Genomic DNA, 24,565 nt, shown 5'->3' on the forward strand with positions numbered 1-24,565 from the left:
CCTTTTTTCTTGCTATTTCGTGTTTTTCCACTCATAAAGCAAGGAGATGTATGCCAGGCGCCCGACTCGCGGACCACCATAGGTTTGGAATACTGCATTATTAAGAATATTGGAAGCACCAATCTTCAAAGTGGTATTCAGGTCATTGAAATTATAGTTGACCTGACCGTCCAGTAATCCGTAAGAAGGGACGAACCCGGTAAACTGTGGGGAACCTTCAAAAAGGAAGCCCTCTACCCATTTGTAGTTGATGTTAAAGCCCCAGTTTTTGATTTTCCCCATTCGGATATTCCTCCCTGATAACCCAATATTGTACTTGTGCTCCGGCGTATTGAAGGCTGGAATGATAGGGTCATCAGAGGCTGAGACAATAGCATTGTAGGAATAATTTCCATTTAGCGAAAAGTAATCCGCGAAATAATAATTCAACCCTACTGAGAACCCTTGGGTAGTTACCGTTTCCTGGGCATTTGAGGCAAACCTGAATACCTGTACATCGCTGGGGACAAAGTCCGATGGGGAGTCAAATTGTGCATCAATTGCGATATTGAAACCAATGAAGTCCGTGTAAATATTGTAATAATAGCCTGCGTCAAGGAATAAATTGTTCCAAAGCGTGGCTCTATAACCGCCTTCAAGCGTCCGGACACGCTCGGGTCGGATAGGGTCTACGTCATAGTATTCGAGGAGGCTTCTTTGCAGGAAGTTGGAAAGGTAATCCTGAAAGGACTCAAGTGTAATCACACTGTCTGCGCCATTGAGGTTGCCAGCGAGTATAGCCGGGCCTACATTCAACGAAAGGAATTGGTCGGTCAGTGTTGGATTCCGCACACCTGAAGAGAAGCTCACTCTGAGGTAATGATTAGGGCGAGGTTTCCAAACAACTGATGCAGCCGGAGAAAAGACATAGTCGAAGTTTTCATTTTTATCTACCCGGAAGGTAGCATTTGTCCGCCATCTCCCATCGTCCATTGTCTTATTTATACCAGCATAGGCACCATATTCATAATTGGTAATTCTGATGTCCGCAGAATCATAGAAGATCGTACCACGTGAATTTGGCGTGTACAACCGGCCGTTCCCACCCACGATTATCTCTGCAAAATCCGTATCAAAGCGTTTCTCGGCATGCAGGTGATAGAGGGCCGACCTGTCAAAAAAACGGGTACCGCCTTCTTCATTGTTGTACCTTGACCGGATGTCATTAAAGGCTTCATTGAATTCCGGGCTGCCAGGCACAAATCTGCCGGGGCGGTTGTTTGCAGGGTCTGGAGCATTGGCAAAATCCTGGGCCATCGCATGAGCCTCATTCATGAACTCCTGGTTGTCCTGAAGCCACTGTTGAGCTTCCTGAGAATCAAAAATCACCTCTACCTGTCCTGTTTCCGGATCAAATATGATTTGCTCATCGGGGTATCCCATTTCCACCATTTGAGCGGCTATCCGGTTGTCTTCCCACCACTTTTTATAGTTGTTGTAATAGGCTCCATCCCGGACGGCCCGGTCCTGTAGCCTTAATGCTGTAAAGTAGGGGTCATAGCTGTCTCCTGCATCCTGCCGGGACATATATGCACGGATGAAGAAGTTATCTCTCTTTCGGAATTCCACCCTCGGTTGAAAAAATTGAATATTGCGCAGGCTAAACCTATTGTCCCCCTGGTAAACGGTTGTCCCCCATCCATAGCTCATTCCAAGTACGAGCTCAGGTGATTCCTCCTGTAGCTTAGGATTGGTACGGATATACACAGAGCCAAGCGCCTTGAAGTTACGTGTATCATAATCCACTACATCTTCTTCCCGATAGCCGGGCCTATGAACGGTCAATAATCCTGCGGATTCATTAAAAGAATTGGTCGTGTTTTGAGTAAAATCACCAAAGAGGTCATATTCATCTCCGTAAGTATTCACCGCATCCCATCCCCCGGGGTTGCCGGTAGGTGTAGGGGTTCCATCTACAGCTTGGTCGTTATCAGCTACCCAATCATCTGCTTGTAGGTATGATAATGTGAACTTGTAAGCAATATTTTCATTGCCATCCTTGTCTTTGAAGCTATCTGCCCATCGTACCTCAGTGTTAAGCAGGTTGCGCTCTCCTCCTTTCACTACAGCTGAAAGCCCTTCTGTGTAGAATGGGTTCTTTGTTTCCATAGAAATTACTCCGTTGAAGGCATTAGGACCGTAAAAAGAAGAGCTGGCACCCTGAATAATATCGACCTTGCGAACATCAAGTTCCGGTGCACCAAGAAAATTGCCCAGGGAGAAGTTCAGCCCCGGTGCCTGGTTGTCCACACCATCAATAATTTGCAGAGACCTCACCGGGCTCGTACTGTTAAAACCTCTTGTATTGATTACCTTAAAGCCTAAACTGGCAGCGGTCAGGTCAACCCCTTTTAAGTTACCGAGCCCATCGTAGAAGCTCGTAGCAGCCGTCTCCTTAATCGCCAGCACATCCATAGACTCCACCGTTAGCGGGGAAGATTTTTGCTTGTCAGAAATACGTTGCCCCCTAACTTCCACTACATCTGTAGTGATTACGGACTCGCCCAGGAAGATGTCCAGCTCCTCATCAGAAGCCACATCCACTATTTTAGGCTCATACCCGACATAGGATACACTAAGCTTTACCGGCAGGCTATTCTGGGTCTTCAGTGCGAAAGCACCGTCAAAATCGGTCACGGTACCTTCAGTGGTCCCATCTATCACCACACTTGCCCCGATTAAGGGCTCTTTGGTGTTTTCGTCAAATACTTTTCCACTGAGGGTGACCTGCGCATGGGAAGCATTGAAAAACAGTAGACTAAGAACAAAATTTAGAAACCAACCTATGCGTACAAATTTCATGTCATCCACCTGTCTGGTTTGGAAAAATTATTCGGCTTTCGGCTGCCAAAATAGGGAATTTTCAATACAATTAACCCAGCCTTAACACAATAAATTTAGGGTATGGCAAATAATGACATTCCTGTTTTGGGTAAGGAGTTGATAATCAGCTGGCATTAGTATAAAAAGATTTAGCGAATTTTCGCTGAATATTAGATCATGTCTGCCCCGATTGACAAAGCAACCCCCAGAATGATTACGCCGAGCTTCCGCCAGGAGACCCGGTGCTGATGGGTGTCATCTGCTTCAAACAAAATTGTTGTGCTAATATGGAGAAAGGAGCCAATCACGAAGCCCAGCAGATTAGCGATTTGCGCGCCCGAAAGGTTAAAGGTGCCGGCAGCAAGGGCTCCGAGTGGGGACATCAGTGCGAAAATGACCAGGCACGTCCACGCGATCCTCTTGTTAAAGCCGGAGCGGATGAGCAGTGCGACCAGCGCAAAGGCGGCCGGGAGTTTGTGCAGGATGATCCCGATGAGCAATTGCTGCCCGCCCTCCTCATGCTGATGGTGGTGGGCGTGGAAGTCTTCAAAATAGCCTAGTGGCATGCCTTCCAGAAAAGCGTGAAGGGAGAGGCCAGCCATGACCTGTATCGCAAAACTGGCGGGCTCGTGCTGATGGGCGTGCACATGCCCGTGCTCTATGCCCCGGCTGAATTGCTCAAGGATCAGTTGGGTGAAAAAACCGGCCAGTACCCAAAAACCGGCATTGTGCCCGCCTTGTTCAAACACGCCGGGCATCAGGTGGAGCACTGTAATACCCATGATGTAAGCGCCGCTGAAAGACAGGGTGAGCTTCAGCCATTGGTCATTAAAGGTGCTGTACCGGAAGCTTAGCCAGCCTCCGGCAATAACAGTCAAAAATAAGGCAATGTATTCCGGTAGGCTCATATAGTTGCATTTTGAAGGTTTAGCGCAGGGCGGGCATTGAAAGCTTTGCTCAGCCCCCAGCCAATAAGGCTTCCGATGCAACCGCCAACCACAACATCAAGCGGATAGTGTACACCTACATAGACTTGCCCATAGGCGATGCTGATCGCCCAGAGTATGATCGGCCATCGGATCCATTTATAGATACCGCCGAGGGTAAGCGCAATAAACCAGGCGATAGCCAGATGATTGGTGGCGTGTGAGGAGGTGAAACTGTACCCTCCACCGCAGCCACCTCGCTGTTCCACTTTAAAGGGCAACTCTGTATTGTTGCAGGGACGTAGGCGCTCAAAGGTGGGTTTCATTACCTTACTGCTCACCGTATCCGCCACGCCAACCGTTAGCACCACGCCCAGGATAAAAGATAGCCCTCTCAGCCGGAAGCGGTAAATAGCGAAACCGGCCAGAACGACGTATAGCGGAATCCAGGTTTTCTTGTCCCGCCACCAGGGCATCACTTCATCCAGCACCGGATGGGTCCACACACCATTCAGCAGGTGGAAGAGGGATTCATCCCAATGTAGCAGGTTGGATAGTAGAAGTTCCATAGTTTAGGGATTGATGAGGTTGGCGACCAGAATCAGCCGGGGGCTTTCTATCCAGTTGTAGGGGTGCAGTTGGTAGTCGCCATAGGTACGCAGGATGTTGAGCCCGGCCAGTTCAAACAGCCGTTCAAAATCAGCCAGTTCAAACAAACGGACGCGCTCTTCAAAGAAATAGTTCCTGTGCCCATCGGCAAACCGTATGGTCTTCACCACGTGCTGGTCTTCCTGTCGTTTGTGCAGGTCAAAGGTGATGCCGTTGATTTCCCGGTGCTCAGGGCCGGTCAGGCGTTGCCGGACGTAGTGGGCATTAAAAAAGTCGAGCACAAAGGTGCCCTTCGGCTTTAAACTGCGCGCTACATTTTGCAGGGTCTGCAGGTCTTCTGCCTCCTCTTCAAAGTAACCAAAGCTGGTGAAAAAGTTGAAAATATAATCAAAAGCCGCTTCCCGGAAGGGCTCCCGCATATCATGCGTAAAAAAGTGGAGATGGTCGTGCTCGAACTGACGGGCAAACTCGATGCTTTGCTCAGAGAGGTCCAGGCCCGTTACATCGTACCCCTTACCGGCCAGGTGACGGGAATAGCGACCCTTGCCGCAAGCCAGGTCAAGCATTTGGCTACCGGACGGCGACTGGAGCGTTTCAAGGAGATGGTCAATAAAGCCTTCTGCTTCGGACTCATCCCGATCCTTATATAGGATGTGGTAGTAGGGTGAATCAAACCACTCTGCAAACCATTCTTCCTTGACCATTTTACCTAAATTAAGTTATCGGGCGCAAAGATAGCCTTCCTGAAGGGTTTTGCAACGAAGTTGCAAGATATTTGCGGGGTCAGAAAGCCCATATTACGCCTAAAGTATTGCCTTGCAGCCCAAAACCAGCCTGTACTTTCATCCGGTTTTGGAGCTTTCTATGGAGTTCCGGAATCAGGATGCCAATTCCTGCTCCAATCAAACCACCGGCAAGGACATCAGATGGGAAATGCTTTAGCGCACGTACCCGAAGCCAGGCAACAGTTGCCGTGGGCAGACTGGCTGCACCAAAAAGAAGCCACCGGCGGCTGCCCCATTCCGGATGATAATCATGTAGCATCTTAGCCAAAAAGAAACCTCCCATAGCGGTGGTAGCGACATGGCCCGAATAGAAGGAATTGCGCATGTTGCCCGATTGGCGTTCCTCAAGCGGGACCTCCTCGTAGAAGACCAGTGGGCGGTACCGGTCTACAAATGTGGGGTCGAGCGGGCTGTAGGTGTAAAGGTTGGATGTCAGTGCAACGGTTTCAAGGTACAACAGTGCTACATCAAGGTAGTCTTTTTTGACCTTTCCGTCCAGCAATAAAAGAAAGGGCACGCTCGCTGTTCCGTACATTAATGTATCAGAGACCCGGTGAGCCTGTTCTCGTTTGCCGGGATCCTGCTTCAGGCCCGATCGGTTCAATCGGCTAATGCTGTTTGTCATTAGTTGATTGAACCGATCGGGCTTGGTTAGACGGGGTTTGTCTTTTACTATTGACAGGCCTTCGAAATTGGTATACGCACCTACCAAAGCAACTCCGCCACTTGCCCACCGATTCACGTGGTATACACCGAGGCTGTCCCCAGGGTTATGTTGAGCGGAAGTGTTTGAAAACGGAAGGGTTGCACACAGCAGTAAAAGCCAGATCAGCTTCATGAACACTATTCAGTACTCTTACCTAAAGGTCGCGAAGCCAGGATTAGTTCGCCGGTTAGAAGTGGGTTTCGTAGAACTGAACGACCCGCTCGTCGATAAGGATGTCCTGCATGCGCAGTGGTGTCTTCAAAACGATGCCTTCCAGGCTCCGGCAGCGGCTGAGCGCCACGTAGGTTTGCCCGTGTTCGAAGGCGCCTCTGCCCAGGTCGATAATGACTTTGTCAAACGTTTTGCCCTGCGATTTGTGGATCGTAATCGCCCATGCTAAACGCAGAGGGAGCTGGGTAAAATTGCCCAACGTCTCGGTATCGATCCGGCTGGGGTCTTTATCGCTGGGTTTGTACTTGACTACTTCCCACTCCATGGGCTCTACCTCCAGCTGCGTGGGGGTGCCATCAGCCTGCTCAATTTGCACCGTCACAGTCTTCTTGTCCAGCTTAATCACCTTGCCGATAGTGCCGTTGACAAAGCGTTTGTCCGGATCATTTTTGATGAACATCACCTGAGCGCCCAGCTTGAGTTTCAGGGCAGGGTTAGTAGGGTAGAGGCGGGGATTGAATTGCCCGCTGATGGTGGCCACATAGGTTTTTTCTTCCAGAGGTATCCGGCTGAGTTCTCTTTGGTTGATGCGGTCTACGGTGGCGTTACGTGCGGAGAGCGTAACGTAGAAATCTTCGGGCTCAAACTGTGGCAGGTGACGGCTGTTGAGATCCTCTAGATCATCATAATCCAGCCGGTTAAGGCGCACGGACTCGAGCAAACGGAGGAAATTGCGGTTCTCCTGCCGGTAGACTTTATTGAGTTCCATCATCTCCAGGAAAAAGGTTGAATCCTGGAAGACCTGAGCGGAGAAGAAATAGGGGGAGTCATACTCCAGCTGAAAGCGCATGGCTTCAATGTCATTCGCTATAACGGGGGGCAACTGGAACATATCTCCAAAAAAGACTACCTGCAGCCCGCCAAAGGGAGCAGGTACCTCACGGTTGATGCGCAGAAACCAGTCGATATTATCCAGCATATCGGCCCTGACCATGGAGATTTCATCAATCACAAGCACTTCAAGACGAGTGTAGAGCCTTCGGTTGCGGCGTTTTTTCAGGTCTTGCCGGCTCAAAGGCTTAGGCGGAAAGCCAAAAAAGGAGTGGATGGTTTGACCGCCTACATTCAGAGCAGCAATACCGGTAGGCGCGAGCACGGCGGTCTTCTTACGGGTTGTATTGCGGAAAAGCTGTAGCAGGGTGGACTTGCCGGTACCAGCCCGCCCGGTAATAAAAACGTTGCGCCCCTCATTTTCAATTATATGAAGGGCCGCTTTAAAGTCGCCGCTAAGTTCCAGTGGTGCCTTTTCGAATGCCAAGTGCCTGCAATTTTTAGCCGCGCCGGACCACCGATGGATAGAGACGTAATAATCTGTAAGCTGAGCCCGCTCAGCTTCGAAGGCTATGGGGAATGCCAACAAATGAGCTTACGTCTGATCGCACCAGGCTACCCGGCAGGCTTTACCATGAAAATGTAGACCGGGAAGTGGTCGCTATAGCCCCCAAGGTACTCATTTCCGCCAAAAGTCCTAAACGGATAACCTTTGAAACGGCCGTGTTTTTGCAACATGTAGCGGGGATTGTGTATTCTGACTTTGTAAAACTGATAGCCTTCCTGCCGCTCATCCAACAATCCATCAGACAGGATCATCTGATCGAATAAACTCCAGGCATCGCGGTAAGCCAGGGTTCCAATGCCTTTGCGGTACAGCTCATACATGGGGTTGTAAAACTCCCCCTTGCGCACTTTCCTGCGGTTGGTCTTAGCACCGATGACCTCCTTAACGGAAGGGCTGATGGGGTCATCATTCAGGTCGCCCATGATTATGATTTTTGCCTTAGGGTCTTCGGCGAAGATGGAATCGGCGGCGGTTTTGCAAACCAACGCAGCTTTTTTCCTGGCAGGCTGACTGGCGGCTTCCCCGCCGCTCCGGCTTGGCCAGTGGTTGACCATAAAATGCATGGGCTCGCCGTCAAAATTGCCGGAAACAAGGAGGACGTCGCGGGTGTAATCGGGCTCGCCGTCCCGGTAGAGTTCCACAAAGAGGTTCTCATGGCCCTTCAGCTCGAAGTACTTGGGGTTGTACAAAAGCGCGACATCAATCCCACGCTCATCAGGGGAGTCCTGATGGACAATCTGGTAGTTCCGGTCTTTGATGAGGGGATGCTTCACAAAGTCTTCCAGCACACTGCGGTTTTCTATTTCCGAAACCCCAAGAATGGCTACCCCGTCCGGTGTTACGTCCGTGCCTAACTCTGCCACGACTTTAGCCAGGTTGTCCAGTTTAGCCTGATAGCGCTTAGTGTTCCAGACCTTGCTCCCGGTGGGCGTGAATTCGGTATCGCGCACATCCTCGGTATCCAGGGTGTCAAAGAGATTCTCAAAATTGTAAAAACCTACGGCGGCAATTTTGTAGTTCTGCTGGGCAGTCAGTATTGTAATGGCTGAGCTTAAAAATACAAGGACAAGGGTCAGATGGCGAATCATGGCAATTTGGGGTTGGAAATTGTCAGAAAGGTGTTGGAAATTCGTTTTTTGCATAAACCTGTTTTCTCGATTACAAGCTTTCCCAACCGGAAAGCAGGGGCAAATATATTAATTCTGATTTTGTAAAAACGAAGACGGAATTGGCCATCGGTATTAAGTTTTGGTTAATTTTTGGCTGGGAGATCTTAAATAAAGTTATTTTTCTTCTACTTTTGCACACGCTTTCAGGACCAATGCCCCCTGATTGCTGCACAGCTATCCCAACGACTACACACCCGCTCCATCGTACATTATTCTGATATAAACCATACTTATGCAACTGAAAAGAACGCTTTTTACCCTCTTAGCGCTTTTGCCTGCGTGGCTGTTACAAGCGCAGGTAGAGGTTCGCGGTACTGTCCTGGACAGTGAGACAGGCAGGCCGGTAGCTGCGGTAGTAGTTACCCTTGATGATGGGACCACCGCCGTTTCTGAAGAGAAAGGTGCCTTTGTCTTTTTCAACGTACCAGAGGGTAAACATGATTTCACCTTCCGAGGTACAGAGGACTACGTTACACAAACCCAAAGCACGGTCGTTAAAGATCAGGGCGATGGTGTTTTTACGCTTGGAAGGGTAGAGCTCGTGCCCACGCAGCGCGATGAAGGCATCACTAATAAAGAGGACTTCATCCCTACCATTACCCTTTCGGATGGTGACCTTGAACAGGAAACGGACAATCAGAATATTTCCGGTGTCCTGGCTGCTTCAAGAGATGTCTTTGTCTCAGCGGCCGCCTTTACTTTCGGCCCTGCACGTTTCCGGATACGGGGCTACGATTCTGAAAATACTGCTGTATATATCAATGGTGTACCTTTCAACGAACTGGAAAACGGCCGCGCGTTCTGGAGTGCCCTGGGCGGCTTGAATGACGTAACCCGCAACCGTAATGCAGAGATTGGACTGAGCCCGCTTTCTTATGCCTTTGGTGGCGTAGGCGGGGGTTCTTCCATTGATACCCGTGCTTCTTCACAGCGCGAGCAGACCCGCGTGACGATGTCCGCAACCAACCGGGGCTACCGCTGGCGTACCATGCTCACGCACTCTACCGGAATGATGGACAATGGCTGGGCTTTTTCCTTCTCCGGGTCTCACCGCTGGGCGCAGGAGGGGTATGAGCCAGGTAGTTTTTACGATGCCTATGCTTACTTTATGGCTGTTGATAAAAAACTGGGAGACAAGCATCTGCTGAATCTGACCACATTTGGTGCCCCAACGCAGCGTGGCCGGGCCGGAGCAAGTACACCGGAAATGTACGATCTGGCAGATAACAACTACTACAACCCCTTCTGGGGCTACCAAAATGGTGAAAAGCGGAACTCCCGCATATCCCGGGTGCATCAGCCGGTGATTATGCTCCGGCATGACTGGCAGTTGAGTGAAGACGCTACACTGACTACTACGGCATCTTATCAGTTTGGGCGCATCGGTGGTACGGCCCTGAACTGGTTTGAAGCCCCGGACCCACGCCCCGACTACTACCGTAACCTGCCCAGCTATTACGAGTCTATCGGCCAACCTGAGGCAGCAGCCATTGTAGAAGCAGACCTGCGCACTAATGAATCTTCCCGTCAAATCAACTGGGATCAGTTTTATGAGGTCAACCGGACTTCTCAGCTGGCAGATAAGTACCCGGAGTTCCTTGAAGGGCAGCAGGCGGAAGGCCGCTGGGCACAGTATATGGTGGAAGACCGCCGCTACGACTCCCGGGAGTTTAATTTTTACAGCAATTACAATCATGTGATCAGCGATATCTTCACGCTTAGCGGTGGGTTGACTTATCAAACGCAAACCATCGATAACTTTAAGGTGGTGGATGATCTGCTTGGCGCCGATTACTTCGTGGACATCGACGCTTTTGCGGTGCGCGATTTCCCCGACAATCCGGAGGTGCAGCAGAGTGACCTGAACAATCCCAACCGCATCGTGCGTGAAGGGGACCGTTTCGGGTGGAGCTACGATATTGATGTGCGCCGTGCCGATGGATGGCTGCAAGGGCAGTTTACCCTGCCACGCTTCGACGTTTTTGCTGCGGTGAATGCGAATCAAACCACTTTCTGGCGCACAGGTAAGTACCGTACGGGCCGCTTCCCGGATCAATCCTTTGGTGAATCTGAAAAACAGAATTTCACCAATCTCGGCGTGAAGGGCGGGATTACTTACAAAATTGATGGCCGTAACTACCTTTTTGCCAATGGTACGCATATGACTCGTGCTCCATTTGTACGGAATGCCTACGTATCCCCACGTACCCGGGATCAGCTGGTACCTGGCCTGGAAAGCGAGACCATTTATGGTGGAGAAATCGGTTACCTGCTGCGTTCGCCGAATGTACAGGGCCGGGCATCGCTTTACTACACACAGTTTAGCAACCGTACCGAGATCATCCGTTTCTACAATGACCTGCAGCGTGCATTTGGCAGTCTTGTAATGACCGGACAGGACCAACTGCATCAGGGCGCAGAGCTGGCGATTGAGGCAAAGGTCACACCATCTCTTAGCATTCGGGGGGTGGCAGCGCTGGGAGACTATGTTTTTAACAGTAATGCCCAAGGCGAATTGTACGGCGACGATCAGGTGACCTTTGATCAGGTCAATAGTGAATTTGAGGTATTCCAAAAAGGCCTCAAAGTACCGGGCCGTCCTCAAAACGCTTACACGCTGGGGCTGAACCTTAGACCGAAAGGCTTCTGGTTTGCCTACCTGAATTTCAACTACTTCGACAACGTGTTTATCGACTTTAGCCCGATCAACCGTTCACCGGAAGCTGTGATTGGGCTGGAGCCCAGCTCTCTGGAGTATGATCAGATTGTGGCGCAGCGTCAAACTGACGGCCAGTTCACTGTTGACTTCTTCGGTGGTAAGTCCTTCAAGTTTGGCAGTACCTTCCTGTACATCAATGCGGGGGTCAACAACATCCTGAACAATACCGAATTCATTACAGGTGGTTTTGATCAGCTGCGCTTTGACTTTGATGCCCGGACTGGCGCTGATTCTGTTTTCCAGCCGCGGTATTATTACCTGTATGGCCGTAACTTCTTTGTCAATATTAGTTTAAGCCTGTAAGACAGACCTCAATCATCATTTAAAAGACATAAAAGCGATTATACAATGAAATTTCAGTTTTCAAAGCTGTTCTTTTTCAGCCTGCTGTTTAGTATGGCTGTGCTTCCATCCTGTGTTGATACCGAATTTGAAGAGCCACCTGTAACCGGTACCGAGCTTGAAGTGACGGGCAACACTTCCATCGCAGACCTTAAAAGCCTCTACATCCCCGGCCGTCTGACGGTTATCGAAACGGATGTCATTGTGCAGGGTATAGTTGTAGGCAACGATGTGCAGGGCAACTTCTTCCGCTCCCTGATCATTCAGGACAGTACTGCCGGTATAGAAGTCCTGATCAACCTTACAGATGCCTTCAACCTCTTCCCGCTCGGGCGCGAGGTCGCTATCGACTGTAAAGGTCTGGTGCTGGGCGAGTTCAACGGTATTGTTCAACTGGGTGGTTACATCATTCAGGAAGGTGGAGGTGAAGAGCTGGGCGACATCATCGACTACAATTCGCGCATTTACCGCGGCATGCTGGTCGGTGAGCCGGAGCCTGCTGTCCACACGATTAACTCCCTGGGCGTCAACGATATTTCCACGCTGGTACAGTTGCAAGATGTGGAATTTGCCTCCTTTGAGCTGGGGCTGACCTACGCCGATGCTTTTGGCCGCAGCACGCTTAACCGTACGCTTCAGGATTGTGATGGCAATGAAATTGTCGTTCGTACAAGTGGTTTCGCGGACTTCGCAATTGATACCCTGCCCGATGGCAATGGTACGCTCACCGCTATCTTTAATGTATTTGGAGATACCAAGCAGCTGTTTATTCGTGCCGCTGACCTCGATGTAGACATGGCCGGCACGCGTTGCAATGCCGGCACGGGCGAAGAGGAACTCATGACTATCCGGGAACTGCGGGATGTATTTGCGGATGGCGGAACAGAAGGCCCCGAAGACCGGAAAATTCGTGGCGTAGTGATTTCTGATAATCAGAATGGCAACTTTGACGGCCGGGTAGCGGTGGTTCAGGATGGTACGGCAGGCATTACCATTTTCTTCCAGGGCGACCACGGCTTCAGCCTGGGCGAAGAGATCGAAGTGGTGGTTTCCGGCCAAGAGCTTTCACTTTATAATGACCTGCTGCAGCTAGACTTTATCAATAACGACCTCGCTACTTCCAATGGCATGGGCGACCCGGTGGAACCCCGCGTAACTACTATCGGAGAGGTGCTGGACAATGCTGAGGCCTGGGAATCTACGCTGGTGCAGATCAATGGCGCAAGCATTTCTGGTAGTGCGACCTTTGCGGGTGCGACCACGGTAAATGATGGTTCCGGAAGCATGACGATGTTCACCCGTAACTCTGCCACCTTCGCCAGTTCTGCACTGCCGGCGGAGCCTGTGGATATGACCGCTATTGTTTCTCAGTTCAACGACCATCAGTTGGTCATCCGGAATCTGGAAGATGTAGGGGGCGAAACCGGTGGTGGCGGCGGTGACCCCGAGCAAATCAGCCTGGCAGAGCTCCGCACGCTGTTTGAAAGTGGTGCTGCAGCTGTGCCAGCCAACCGTTTTATCAATGCCGTTGTGATCTCGGATGTGGATGCGAATAATACAGACTTCCGGAATATGGTCATTCAGGACGAAACCGGAGGCATAGTTGTCCGCTTTGCTGATCCTCATAGCTTTGCTTTGGGTGAAGAGGTGGAAATCAGTGTTGGCGGTGACGAGCTGAGTGAATTTAACGGGCTGCTCCAGATAAATGACGTGGACAACGCCGATGCAACAAGTATGGGCAACGGCACCTTGCCGGAACCACGTGACGCCACCATTCAGGAGATCCTGGATAATGCGGAAGCCTGGGAGTCCACCTTGGTTAAGGTTTCCGATGTTTCTTACACAGAGGGTGGTACATTCTCCGGTGCCAAGACGCTGGATGACGGTACAGCTACCATTGCGACCTTCACCCGCAGTCAAGCCACTTTCTCTGGTAGTGCGGTTCCTGATGGTGCCTTTACCCTTACGGCGATGGTTTCCGAGTTCAACTCACCCCAACTGACCCTTCGCAACCTCAACGATATTCAGCAGTAAGCAATCTGTTGAACCATTCTGACCAAAAAGCCTTAATAAGGGGAGCAGTAACAAAAACCTGCTCCCCTTACTTGAATCCAGCTATGGCAAAGACAGAAAAACAAACCGCTCCGTTTCAGTTTAAGCAATTCGCTGTACAGCAAGACCGTTGCGCGATGAAAGTAGGCACGGATGGGATCATGCTCGGTGCCTGGGCTAAGGTAGATGCCGCTACTCAGGCGCTTGATATAGGCACCGGGACCGGCGTCATAGCGCTCATGCTGGCACAGCGTGCCCCGGAAGCTACCATCCATGCGATTGATATTGACGATGTGGCCTGTGAGCAGGCAGGTGAGAACTTTGCGTCTTCGCCATGGGAAAAGCGCCTGTCTGTGATTCAGGAAGCCATTCAGGACTATGCGCGCACCACCCGCACCACTTACGACCTTATCGTTTCCAACCCACCGTTCTTTTCCGGCGGCACCTTCGGTATGAAGGAGGAGCGTGCGATTGCCCGGCAAACGGTCCGCATGCCGCACGGAGATCTGCTCATTGCGGTTAGGCAGCTATTGGCAAAAAACGGGCGGTTTTGCCTGGTGTTGCCTTACCTCGAAGGGCTCCGGTTTCAGGAAAGAGCGGAGGAATACCACCTGTTCTGCACCAAAGTGACCGAAGTGCGGCCAAAGCCGGATGCAGCGGTCAACCGCTTGCTGATGCAGTTCGAGCAGGAAGACAGGCCTACCGAAACCGATCAACTGGCCATCAGGGCAACGGAAGCGGAGGATTCCTACACCCCGGCCTACCGGGCGCTGCTACAAGACTTTTTGCTAAAATTTTAATATATAGATAACACTCCATCTATCGCTTATAAGCACATTCTGCCTAGTTTTGCTCCCTTGCTTAACCCTCAATAATTCAATCCGCAGGCAGTATGGCAAAAACGGAATTGGTAAAACGCGATATCAGCTGGCTTTCTTTTAATCACCGGGTACTTCAGGAAGCGATGGACAAATCGGTGCCCCTTTACGAACGCATCAAGTTTTTGGCCATTTACAGCTCCAATCTCGATGAATTTTACCGGGTGCGGGTAGCTTCTCTGCGTAGTTTCAAAGAACTGAAGAAGAAAACCCGGAAGGCTCTCGACCTGGAGACTAAGCCCAAAAAAGAGCTTAAACAGATCCGCAGGATTGTACAGGAGCAGCAAGAGGTCTTTGGCCGCATCTTCCGTACGGATATCATCCCGGAGTTGGAAAAAGCAGGTGTGCGCCTGATCAACAACGAAGCCTTCACAGGACCGCAGCAGGAATTTGCCAAACGCTATTTTTTTGAGAAAGTCTACCCCTGCCTGAACCCCATCATTTTAGAGCCGGAATCCGCATGGCCTTTCCTTGAAAACAAGGGGCTTTACTTTGTGATTGATCTGGAAGGGGAAGGCCGTACCGCTATCCTCCAAATGCCTACAGATAATTTGCCCAGGTTTCAGGAGTTGCCCTCAGAAGATGCAGGGATTTACTACCTAACTTTTCTGGACGATATCATTCGCTATAACCTTCCGGCTTTTCTCGATGAGCCTGTCCTGGGCGCCTACGCCATCAAAGTATCACGGGATGCTGAGCTCTACATCGATGATGAATACTCCGGCGACCTGGTTGAGAAGATTCGCGAAAGCCTCGATGAGCGAAATATCGGTCTGCCCACACGGTTTCTCTACGACAGCCGCATGCCGGAAGAACTCCTGGGGCTGCTCAAAGAGCAACTGAAATTAAGCAAGCATGACCTCATCCCCGGCGCCCGCTATCACAATTTCAACGACTTTTTTGGTTTTCCCAATCCAACGGATCAGAGCGAGCTGCACGATGAGCCCATGGAGCCCCTGCTGCATGAGGGGCTGGAGCAGGCAGAAGCCCTGTTGCCTTATCTCCGGGAGCAGGACGCTGTGCTGCACTTTCCCTATCAGAAATACGACTACATCCCAAGGCTGATCCGCGAAGCAGCGCAGGACCCGGATGTGACCACCCTCAAGATTACCCTTTACCGGGTTGCTTCCCGCTCCGCAGTAGTGGATGGATTGCTGGAAGCCCTCAAAAATGGAAAACAGGTCACCGCTTTTATTGAAGCTAAAGCCCGGTTTGACGAAGCGGCTAATCTGTACTGGGGCACTGAGCTGGAAAAAGCTGGCGCTACGGTGATTTACAGCTACCCTGGTATCAAAGTGCATACCAAGCTATTGCTGATTATTCGGCAGGAAGAAGAGGATTTGCGGCATTATGCCTATCTGGGCACCGGCAATTTTAATGAAAAAACGGCCCGGCTGTACTGCGATCACGCCTTGCTTACTGCTGATCCCCGCCTGGCTAAAGAAGTCGGGCAGGTCTTCGATTTGCTGGAGCGGAAGATCCTTATGCCAAAGTGCAAACATCTGTTGGTTTCTCCGTTCACCACGAGGAGCGGTTTTGAGGCTTTGCTCAAGCAGGAGATCAGGCATGCCAAAGGAGGGCGAAAAGCCTACGCCATGCTCAAAATGAACAGCCTGGAAGACCCCGAAATGATTGAGAAAATCTACGAAGCTTGTAGGGCTGGCGTAAAGGTACAGTTGATTATCCGTGGTATCTGCTGTGCGGTACCTGATTTGGAAGGCGTGGGCGAAAACCTGGAAATCATCAGCATCGTAGACCGGTTTTTGGAACACGCCCGGGTTTATATTTTTGGAAATGGAGGGGAGGAGCGCCTGTTTCTCGCCTCAGCTGACTGGATGACCCGCAACCTGGACCGCCGGGTGGAGGTGGTTTTCCCGGTTTATGATAAAAGAATCCGGGAGGAGATCCGGCACATCATCAACCTGCAACTTGCTGATAATACCAAGGCGCGCATCATTAATGCAGAACAAAATAACCCTTACCATTATCAGGGGGGCACGCCGGTAAGGGCTCAGGTCGCCACCTATCAATGGCTGGCCAAGCGGGAGCCCGTAGGTTTACAATAAGTTAGCACAAAGATAATTCAGGGCTAACGCTATTCGGGTTGACGCGTACTATTTTCACCATAAAAAAAGTGACGAAGATCAACCACCTGCGGGATTGGGTATTCCACCGCGTACACAAGAGCAACCTCGTTTACAATACCTGCTGGGAAGACCCCCGCTGCGACCGCGAACTCATGGCTATTGATGCGGACAGCGAAATTGTGATGATCACAAGTGCCGGTTGCAATGCGCTGGATTACCTGCTGGATGCGCCCAAAGCGGTGCACTGCATTGACATGAACCCCCGGCAGAACGCCCTGCTTGAACTCAAACGTGCCTTTTTCAGCCACAGCGGCCCTCAAACGTTGTTTCAAGTGTTTGGCAGGGGCAGCCACGAGGCTTTCCCCGACCTCTACCACCGGCAGCTCCGTTCTGCACTGCCTGCCTATGCACAGGAGTACTGGGATGAGCACCTGAATTACTTTTCACCTAAAGGCCTACGGAAATCCTTTTATCATTTTGGCTCCTCGGGCACTTTCGCCTGGCTGGCCGGCAATTACCTAAAGGGGCGCAGGAAACTGTTCCGTCAGATCGATCAAATGTTTCACGCCGCTACGCTGGAAGAGCAGAAGGAAATCTACCTGCAGGTAGAAGAGCGTGTCCTGAATAATATGGTAGAGTGGATGGTCAACCGCCACCTCACCATGTGCCTGGTAGGGGTGCCCCGGTCGCAGCAGGAGCTTTTTGTGAAAAAATATGAGCGGGGCGCTTTGGGCTTCATTCAGGAGTGCCTGCGCAAAGTCTTCACGGAGTTGCCTTTGCAGGACAACTACTTCTACCGGTTATACATGTACGGCACCTACACAGAGACCTGCGCGCCCAATTACCTGTTGCCGGAGCACTTTGAGCCCCTTCGTGACCGAATAGACCGGGTGCAGACCAACACCACCACAATCAGTCAGTTCCTGAAGGACAATCCTGGTGCCTATACCCACTACGTACTCCTTGACCATCAAGACTGGCTGGCTGCCAATGACCGGCCGGCGCTGGAAGAAGAGTGGCGACTGATTCTGGAGAACAGCCGGCCCGGCACCAAAATACTGCTGCGCTCAGCGGCTCATGAAGTGGACTTCTTTCCTGATTTTGTGCAGAAAGCGGTTGTTTTCGAGCAGGATTTAACGGCTAAAACCCATCAACTTGATCGGGTGGGAACCTATGCAAGTGTCTATCTGGCCGAAGTACAGTAGCAACTTACCTAATCTAAAAACCTAATATGGCATCCAAGCACATCACAGCCTCCGTTACAGAACAGAACGAAACCATGCAGCGCTATTACGTGCTGCAATCCAAAATCTACGACCTCACCCGCTGGACCTTCCTGTTTGGGCGTCGGGCAGTCATCCGGCAGTTGCCCCTTGATCCCGGAAAAGCGCACCGTATCCTGGAAGTGGGCTGCGGCACCGGCTACAACCTTCGGCTGCTGGCCCGCCGTTTTCCCAAAGCTCACCTGACCGGGCTGGACGTATCCACTCACATGATTGAGAAAGCCACAAAAGCCACTAAGCCGTTTGCGCAGCGGGTCCAACTGGAGGAGCGCCCCTATGCACTGGGCGACACTCAATACCTGGAGCAATTCGACGCCGTCCTGTTTTCCTATTCCCTAACCATGATTAACCCGCAATGGGAAGAGCTGATCCGGCAGGCAAAGGCGGATCTTAAACCTGGGGGTATCATAGCGGTGGCGGACTTTTTTGATTCCCGGTTTAGGTGGTTCAAAACCCACATGGGTAACAATCATGTCCGGATGGATGGGCACCTGTTACCGCTTTTGGAGCAGGAATTCACGACACTTTCCCATAGTGTGAAGCCAGCCTACGGCGGCGTATGGGACTACTTCGTACATTTGGGCAGAAAGGTGTGAGTTTGTATCCTGCTTTTGTAAAATTGCCGATTTTTGTTTGGTATTGGAGTAGAAAAAGTTGGTGAATATGCTAATTTGGTGGGCATTACTGCAACCAAATTCAAATTAGCATGAACACACGAAAAATCTTATTGTCGGAAAATGAGATTCCGGAAGCCTGGTACAATATTGTGCACGATATGCCCAACAAGCCGCTGCCTCCGCTGCACCCCGGCACTAAGGAGCCCATCGGCCCGGATGCCCTTGCACCTCTTTTTCCAATGGGCCTTATCCAACAAGAAGTAACCCAGGAAAAATGGGTGGAAATACCGGAAGAAGTCCGCGAGGTTTATAAAATCTGGCGTCCTACGCCTATGTTCCGGGCCATAGGGTTGGAAAAAGCCCTGGATACGCCAGCCAAAATTTACTACAAATACGAAGGTGTGAGCCCTTCCGGTTCTCACAAGCCCAATACAGCGGTTGCGCAGGCATACTACAACAAACAGGAAGGCGTTAAGCGCATCACGACTGAAACCGGTGCCGGTCAGTGGGGCAGTGCGCTGAGTTTTGCCTGTCAGCACTTCGGCATAGAATGCGAGGTGTACATGGTGAAGATCAGCTATAAGCAGAAGCCCTACCGCAAGATGATGATGAACACCTGGGGCGCCAACGTCCACCCTTCGCCCACTGACCTGACCGAAGCGGGGCGTCAGGTGCTGGCCAAAAACCCTGACTCACCAGGGAGTCTGGGTATTGCTATCTCGGAAGCCGTGGAACGGGCCGCCTCCGACGAGCATACGAAATACGCCCTGGGCAGCGTCCTCAATCACGTCCTCATGCATCAAACGGTCATTGGGCTGGAAGCCGTCAAGCAGATGGAGAAAGCCGGTGATCAGCCGGATATTGTGGTGGCGCCCTTTGGTGGAGGCTCCAACTTTGCCGGCATCAGCTTCCCTTTCCTGCGGCTTAATCTGGAAGAAGGCCAAAATATCCGGTGCATTGCCAGCGAGCCCTCCTCCTGCCCAAAGCTTACCCGCGGTGTGTTCCGTTATGACTTCGGCGATATGGTCGGAATGACACCGCTGCTGCCGATGTATACCCTTGGGCACAACTTCGTCCCGGCACCGATTCATGCCGGAGGGCTGCGCTACCATGGTGCGGGCGTTGTAGTGAGTCAGCTGCTAAGGGATCAACTCATTGAAGCCCGCGCACACGATCAGTTGGAGTGCTTCGAAGCAGGCGTGCTTTTCGCCAAAACAGAAGGCATCATTCCTGCACCTGAGACCAACCACGCTATTGCCACCGCCATTCAGGAAGCCAAGCGCTGCAAAGAGGAAGGCAAGAGCGAGACTATATTGATTCACCTCTGCGGGCACGGCAACTTTGACTTGGCTGCTTACGAAAATTACCTGAGCGGCAATCTGGTCAGGCACGAAATCACCGAAGAGGAGATACAGGCAGCACTGGCAGAGCTGGATACGCCGACGATTGATTAATTCTTTTGAGCCTAACGGTAACATGAGCGGCACTGGTGATCCTTTTGGCATTACCGGTGCCGCTTTATTTTATTTGGATTTCGTAATACGCTCCTTGGGCTGCCTTGGGAAAGGTGGGCGAAAGCGTGGTGAGTCAGATTGGATTTTGGTAGGTTTAACAATCAGTAAATCAGTAATTTAGACACCTTGTTTGGGTTTGATGGCTGACCGTTGTAAAGCAGTAAGAAGTTGGCTTTACTACTGTAAAATGCCCGCTAAAAGGCGGCGGGGATAACAGCGCCGGGTGTTGAAATTCCGTTATTTCGTTTCCCCTGCATCATGCAGTACATTTCAGAAAGCTTAAAAAACAACAAAATAACATGGCAAAGCTAAATTTTGGTGGCGTAGAGGAAAACGTAGTCACCCGTGAGGAATTCCCGCTGGAAAAGGCGCGGGAAATTATGAAAGACGAAACCATTGCCGTTATCGGCTACGGGGTACAGGGCCCGGGGCAGGCACTTAACCTCAAGGACAACGGTTTTAATGTGATTGTCGGTCAGCGTCAGAATTCCAAGACCTGGGACAAGGCCGTGGATGATGGCTGGGAGCCGGGTGTTACACTTTTTCCGATTGAGGAAGCCGTAGAGCGCGGTACGGTCATTCAATACCTGCTGAGCGATGCTGCACAGATCTCCGTATGGCCTAAGATTAAACCGCTGTTGACGAAAGGCAAAGCGTTGTATTTTTCTCATGGCTTTGGCATTACCTACAAGGAGCGTACGGGAATTATCCCACCGGAGGATGTGGATGTGATCCTGGTGGCACCCAAAGGTTCCGGTACAAGCCTTCGCCGCTTATTCGTAGCTGGCAAAGGGCTGAATTCCAGCTACGCTATTTTCCAGGATGCGACCGGTCGGGCTAAGGATCGGGTGATTGCGCTGGGTATTGGCGTAGGTTCGGGTTACCTGTTCGAAACGACTTTCAAGCAAGAGGTGTACAGTGACCTGACCGGTGAGCGGGGTTCTTTGATGGGCGCCATTCAGGGCTTGTTCGCTGCGCAGTACGATTGCCTGCGCCGTCATGGGCATAGCCCGTCCGAAGCTTTCAACGAAACTGTGGAGGAGTTGACACAGAGCCTGATGCCGCTCGTAGCGGAAAATGGTATGGACTGGATGTATGCGAATTGCTCGACTACGGCACAGCGGGGTGCGTTGGACTGGTGGAAGAAGTTCCGGGATGCGGTAGCGCCGGTCTTTGATGAATTATACGATAGCGTAGCAAAGGGCGAAGAGGCACAGCGGTCCATTGATTCCAATAGTCAGTCCGATTACCGGGAAAAACTGGATGCGGAACTCAAGGAGTTGCATGATAGTGAGATGTGGAGAGCGGGCCGTACGGTGCGGGGGCTTCGGCCGGAGAATCAGGGGGAGAAGGTTGGGTAGTCTGGCAGTCTTGTAGTCGGCAGTCTGGCAGTGGGGAGTCTGGCAGTGGGGAGTCTGGCAGTGGGGAGTCTGGCAGTCGGCAGTCTGGCAGTCGGCAGTCTTGCAGTCGGCAGTCGGCAGTCGGCAGTCTTGCAGTCGGCAGTCTTGTAGTCTAGCAGTGGGCAGTCTTGTAGGGGGGGGATTTGTTTAACTTGTCTTAAAATGGATTTAGGATGGAGAAGAGGTTTAATTTGAGGTATACGGAGCTGCTGGCTTACAAGAAGGCATTTGAGCTGGCGGTTGATATCTTTGAAGTTTCTAAGTCCTTTCCTAAGGAGGAGCGGTACTCGTTGACGGATCAGATCCGGCGGGCTTCGCGCTCGGTGTGTGCGAATATTGCGGAGGGGTACAGGAAGCGGCGTTATCCTAAGCATTTTATTAGCAAGTTATCTGATTCGGATGCGGAGAATGCGGAGGTGCAGGTTTGGACGCAATTTGCCTACCGGTTCGGTTATATTCCTGTGGGGCAGCATGATACGTGGTTGGAAAACTCCGTTGAGGTGGGCTCTTTGCTGGGGTATATGATGGACAATCCGGATAAGTTCAAGTGAAGGCCATCTCCGCTTTTAATAGACTATTGAGGTATAGCAAACTATCGGAAAAAAGTAATCCCATGTCAACATCCACAACGACAACTGTCCTGCCTTCCGTAGAGGCGATCTACAAAGCGAAGATGCGCCTGCGAGGGGTGGCGGAGCCTACGCCACTGACGTACAATTACCACATGTCGGAGCATTACGGTTGCCGTTTGTACTTCAAGCGGGAGGACATGCAGGTGGTACGTTCCTACAAAATCCGGGGTGCCTACAACAAAATGGCGACGGTGCCCAAGGATAAGTTGGCGAACGGTGTGGTCTGTGCCAGTGCGGGCAATCATGCGCAGGGGTTTGCGCTCGCCTGCCAGAAAATGCAGGTGAAGGGTAAGGTTTACATGCCCAGCGTGACGCCCCGGCAGAAGATCAAAAAGGTCAATCTGTTTGGCAAAGAATGGGTGGAAGTGGTATTGACCGGGGATACTTTTGATGATGCCTACCACGAAGCGGTCCGGGATGCAGAGGAAAATGGCAAGGAGTTCATCCATCCTTTTAACGATCCACGGACTATTGAAGGGCAGGGGACTGTAGGGCTTGAAATCCTGGAAGACTGCAATGAAAGCCTGGATTACGTCTTTTGCGCTATTGGTGGAGGCGGATTGGTGTCAGGTCTTGGCAGTTACTTTCATCAGCTAAGCCCGAATACTAAAATCATCGGTGTGGAACCGGCAGGCGCCCCGGCCATGTACGAATCGCTTAAAGCTGGTGAGCCGGTCACCCTGGAGCATATCGATAGTTTTGTGGATGGCGCCGCCGTGCGCAGGGTGGGGGACCTGACTTTCAAAATCGCCCAGCAGGTGGTGGACGATATGGTGCTGGTACCGGAAGGGAAAGTTTGCAGCACTATCTTGCAGCTGTACAACGAAGAAGGCATCGTAGTCGAGCCCGCTGGCGCCCTTACCGTGGCAGCACTGGATTTTTATAAAGAGCAGATCAAGGGCAAGAACGTGGTCTGCATCCTGAGCGGAAGCAATAACGACATCACCCGCACCGAGGAAATTAAGGAACGCTCCCTGCTTTACGAAGGGTTAAAGCACTACTTCATCATCCGCTTCCCGCAGCGGGCAGGTGCTTTGCGGGATTTTCTCAACAACGTCCTCGGCCCCAACGACGACATCACCCACTTTGAGTATACCAAAAAGCACAACCGGGATTCCGGGCCTGCGCTGGTGGGCATACAGCTGCAGCAGTGGGAAGACTACAACCGCTTGCTGGAGCGTATGCAAGCCTCTAAAATTGACTACCAAACATTGAATGACAGTAAGATGCTGTTTGATTTATTGGTGTAGGTTCAAATTTCAGTTTCCCCCATCTTTAAGATCTCGCGAAACTCCGCCTCCGCCACCGGCATGACCGACAACCTGCCAATACGCACAAGTGGCATTTCCTGCAGCTTCGGGTTGGCTTTGATGGCTTTTAGGGAAACAGGTTGAACTAAGGGCCGCACTGCTCTTAAGTCCACCGCACTCCAATCGCCTTTTTCAGCTGTAGGGTCAGGATAGGCCTCGCGTACCACTTTGCAGATACCCGCCACTTCAAGCCCTTTCCGGCTGTGGTAAAAAAGGACAAGGTCGCCCTCTCTCATGCTACGCAGGTGATTGCGGGCGGCATAATTGCGTACGCCATCCCAGCGCCCCGTACCTTCCGCCTGTAGGTCAGAGAAGCCATATTCATCCGGTTCTGATTTGACAAGCCAGTAATTCATGACGGTTTGTTTTGGATACCAATGACGGCCAACATGCGCCCGGTAGTGCCCTCGTTGCGCCGGTGTGAAAAGTAATGATCATTATCCGCCCAGGTACAGAAGGGCGACACTTCGATTTGAGTTTCGGGAATGCCCGCCCCCAGCAACTGGGTCAGATTGGCGCCCTTGAGGTCAGCCATCCATTTGCCGGGCTTAGCACCGGGCTTCAGGTGCGCCTCGGGCAAGCGGCTTGCGACCCGCTCGTCCACCTCGTAGTGGGGCTGGGTGATGCAGGTGCCGATATAGGCCAGGCAGTCTGCGGGATTTGTTTCAAACTCCTCCTGCATTCGGTTTAGGGTATGGGTGACAATCTGCGCGGCTGTGCCCTGCCATCCGGCGTGAATGGCGGCTACAGCCTGTTGTTTAGGATCGAAGACCAGGACCGGAGTGCAATCCGCAATCGTCACTCCAATAAGCAGACCTGGTTCTTTGGTGACAATGGCGTCATAACCATGATGGGCACCCGGTGCAGTTGCCACCAAAACCTCCCTGCCGTGCACCTGATAACTGCAGCAGAATGCACCATCTGGCCAGCCCAGCGCCCTGAAGAACCGCTGCCGGTTTTGCCCGATGTGCTCCGGAGCATCTTCGGTATTGATGCCCAGATTGAGGCTGTGGTAAGGCGCCGGGCTCACCCCGCCACTGCGCTGACTTTCGGCAGCTACTACGGGGTGAGGCGCAAAGATTTTGGGCTGATGCATCATGCCGC

General features: G+C 51.6%; 19 protein-coding genes. 10 read left to right on the top strand and 9 right to left on the bottom strand.

Annotated features, from left to right (window positions below):
* Window positions 1-12: 12 nt before the first annotated feature.
* From IX84_RS22345 to IX84_RS22375, 7 genes are all read right to left on the bottom strand, one after another.
* Window positions 13-2,841, bottom strand: a complete 2,829-nt coding sequence (locus IX84_RS22345) for a TonB-dependent receptor (protein WP_044226133.1) — start codon at window positions 2,839-2,841, stop codon at window positions 13-15.
* Window positions 2,842-3,032: 191 nt separating this feature from the next.
* Window positions 3,033-3,770: a ZIP family metal transporter gene (locus tag IX84_RS22350; protein ID WP_044226135.1), complete on the bottom strand. Its 738-nt coding sequence runs from the start codon at window positions 3,768-3,770 to the stop codon at window positions 3,033-3,035.
* Window positions 3,767-4,357, bottom strand: coding sequence for a phosphatase PAP2 family protein (locus IX84_RS22355; protein WP_044226136.1), 591 nt, complete (start codon window positions 4,355-4,357; stop codon window positions 3,767-3,769). Before IX84_RS22355 ends, IX84_RS22350 begins: the two co-directional genes overlap by 4 nt.
* A gap of 3 nt (window positions 4,358-4,360) precedes the next feature.
* Complete coding sequence (locus IX84_RS22360) at window positions 4,361-5,101, bottom strand: class I SAM-dependent methyltransferase (RefSeq protein ID WP_044226137.1); 741 nt, start codon at window positions 5,099-5,101, stop codon at window positions 4,361-4,363.
* Between the two features lie 79 nt (window positions 5,102-5,180).
* A complete protein-coding gene (locus IX84_RS32545; RefSeq protein ID WP_160213884.1) occupies window positions 5,181-5,807 on the bottom strand; it encodes a phosphatase PAP2 family protein in 627 nt (208 codons plus the stop codon).
* Window positions 5,808-6,075: 268 nt separating this feature from the next.
* Entirely contained in the window at window positions 6,076-7,377 is a 1,302-nt protein-coding gene (locus IX84_RS34440; RefSeq protein ID WP_044226139.1) for an ATP-dependent DNA helicase, read from the bottom strand.
* Between the two features lie 128 nt (window positions 7,378-7,505).
* Window positions 7,506-8,600, bottom strand: coding sequence for an endonuclease/exonuclease/phosphatase family protein (locus IX84_RS22375; protein ID WP_152605198.1), 1,095 nt, complete (start codon window positions 8,598-8,600; stop codon window positions 7,506-7,508).
* Window positions 8,601-8,859: 259 nt separating this feature from the next.
* On the opposite strand from IX84_RS22375, the gene IX84_RS22380 reads away from it, so the two are divergent.
* The 10 genes from IX84_RS22380 (at window position 8,860) to ilvA (ending at window position 23,401) form a co-directional block, all read left to right on the top strand.
* Complete coding sequence (locus IX84_RS22380) at window positions 8,860-11,649, top strand: TonB-dependent receptor (RefSeq protein ID WP_044226140.1); 2,790 nt, start codon at window positions 8,860-8,862, stop codon at window positions 11,647-11,649.
* Between the two features lie 45 nt (window positions 11,650-11,694).
* Entirely contained in the window at window positions 11,695-13,722 is a 2,028-nt protein-coding gene (locus IX84_RS22385) for a DUF5689 domain-containing protein (RefSeq protein ID WP_044226142.1), read from the top strand.
* An 83-nt stretch (window positions 13,723-13,805) separates the two neighbouring features.
* Window positions 13,806-14,540 (top strand): tRNA1(Val) (adenine(37)-N6)-methyltransferase, encoded by a 735-nt coding sequence (locus tag IX84_RS22390; RefSeq protein ID WP_044226144.1) that lies wholly within the window; start codon window positions 13,806-13,808, stop codon window positions 14,538-14,540.
* Window positions 14,541-14,632: 92 nt separating this feature from the next.
* The gene (gene ppk1, locus IX84_RS22395; protein WP_044226146.1) at window positions 14,633-16,684 is read left to right on the top strand and encodes a polyphosphate kinase 1; all 2,052 of its coding nucleotides are present in this window, start codon (window positions 14,633-14,635) and stop codon (window positions 16,682-16,684) included.
* 68 nt (window positions 16,685-16,752) lie between these two features.
* The gene (locus IX84_RS22400) at window positions 16,753-17,910 is read left to right on the top strand and encodes a DUF3419 family protein (protein ID WP_052516326.1); all 1,158 of its coding nucleotides are present in this window, start codon (window positions 16,753-16,755) and stop codon (window positions 17,908-17,910) included.
* Between the two features lie 26 nt (window positions 17,911-17,936).
* On the top strand, window positions 17,937-18,584 hold the full coding sequence (locus IX84_RS22405) for a class I SAM-dependent methyltransferase (protein ID WP_044226148.1): 648 nt from the start codon (window positions 17,937-17,939) through the stop codon (window positions 18,582-18,584).
* 110 nt (window positions 18,585-18,694) lie between these two features.
* Window positions 18,695-20,059 carry a TrpB-like pyridoxal phosphate-dependent enzyme gene (locus tag IX84_RS22410; protein ID WP_044226150.1) on the top strand — a complete coding sequence of 455 codons (1,365 nt, stop codon included), beginning with the start codon at window positions 18,695-18,697 and terminating at the stop codon, window positions 20,057-20,059.
* A 359-nt stretch (window positions 20,060-20,418) separates the two neighbouring features.
* The gene (ilvC, locus tag IX84_RS22415) at window positions 20,419-21,480 is read left to right on the top strand and encodes a ketol-acid reductoisomerase (RefSeq protein WP_044226152.1); all 1,062 of its coding nucleotides are present in this window, start codon (window positions 20,419-20,421) and stop codon (window positions 21,478-21,480) included.
* 212 nt (window positions 21,481-21,692) lie between these two features.
* On the top strand, window positions 21,693-22,070 hold the full coding sequence (locus IX84_RS22420; RefSeq protein ID WP_202965284.1) for a four helix bundle protein: 378 nt from the start codon (window positions 21,693-21,695) through the stop codon (window positions 22,068-22,070).
* 62 nt (window positions 22,071-22,132) lie between these two features.
* The gene (gene ilvA / locus IX84_RS22425) at window positions 22,133-23,401 is read left to right on the top strand and encodes a threonine ammonia-lyase (RefSeq protein ID WP_044226154.1); all 1,269 of its coding nucleotides are present in this window, start codon (window positions 22,133-22,135) and stop codon (window positions 23,399-23,401) included.
* A 2-nt stretch (window positions 23,402-23,403) separates the two neighbouring features.
* Here ilvA and IX84_RS22430 read toward each other — a convergent pair whose 3' ends face one another.
* Together IX84_RS22430 and pgeF are read right to left on the bottom strand one after the other, a co-directional pair.
* Window positions 23,404-23,817, bottom strand: coding sequence for an EVE domain-containing protein (locus IX84_RS22430; protein ID WP_044226157.1), 414 nt, complete (start codon window positions 23,815-23,817; stop codon window positions 23,404-23,406).
* Window positions 23,814-24,560 carry a peptidoglycan editing factor PgeF gene (gene pgeF, locus IX84_RS22435; protein ID WP_044226159.1) on the bottom strand — a complete coding sequence of 249 codons (747 nt, stop codon included), beginning with the start codon at window positions 24,558-24,560 and terminating at the stop codon, window positions 23,814-23,816. The genes IX84_RS22430 and pgeF overlap by 4 nt, the downstream gene beginning before the upstream one ends.
* Window positions 24,561-24,565 lie beyond the last annotated feature (5 nt).

This window comes from Phaeodactylibacter xiamenensis (assembly GCF_000759025.1).
Taxonomy (GTDB): domain Bacteria; phylum Bacteroidota; class Bacteroidia; order Chitinophagales; family Saprospiraceae; genus Phaeodactylibacter; species Phaeodactylibacter xiamenensis.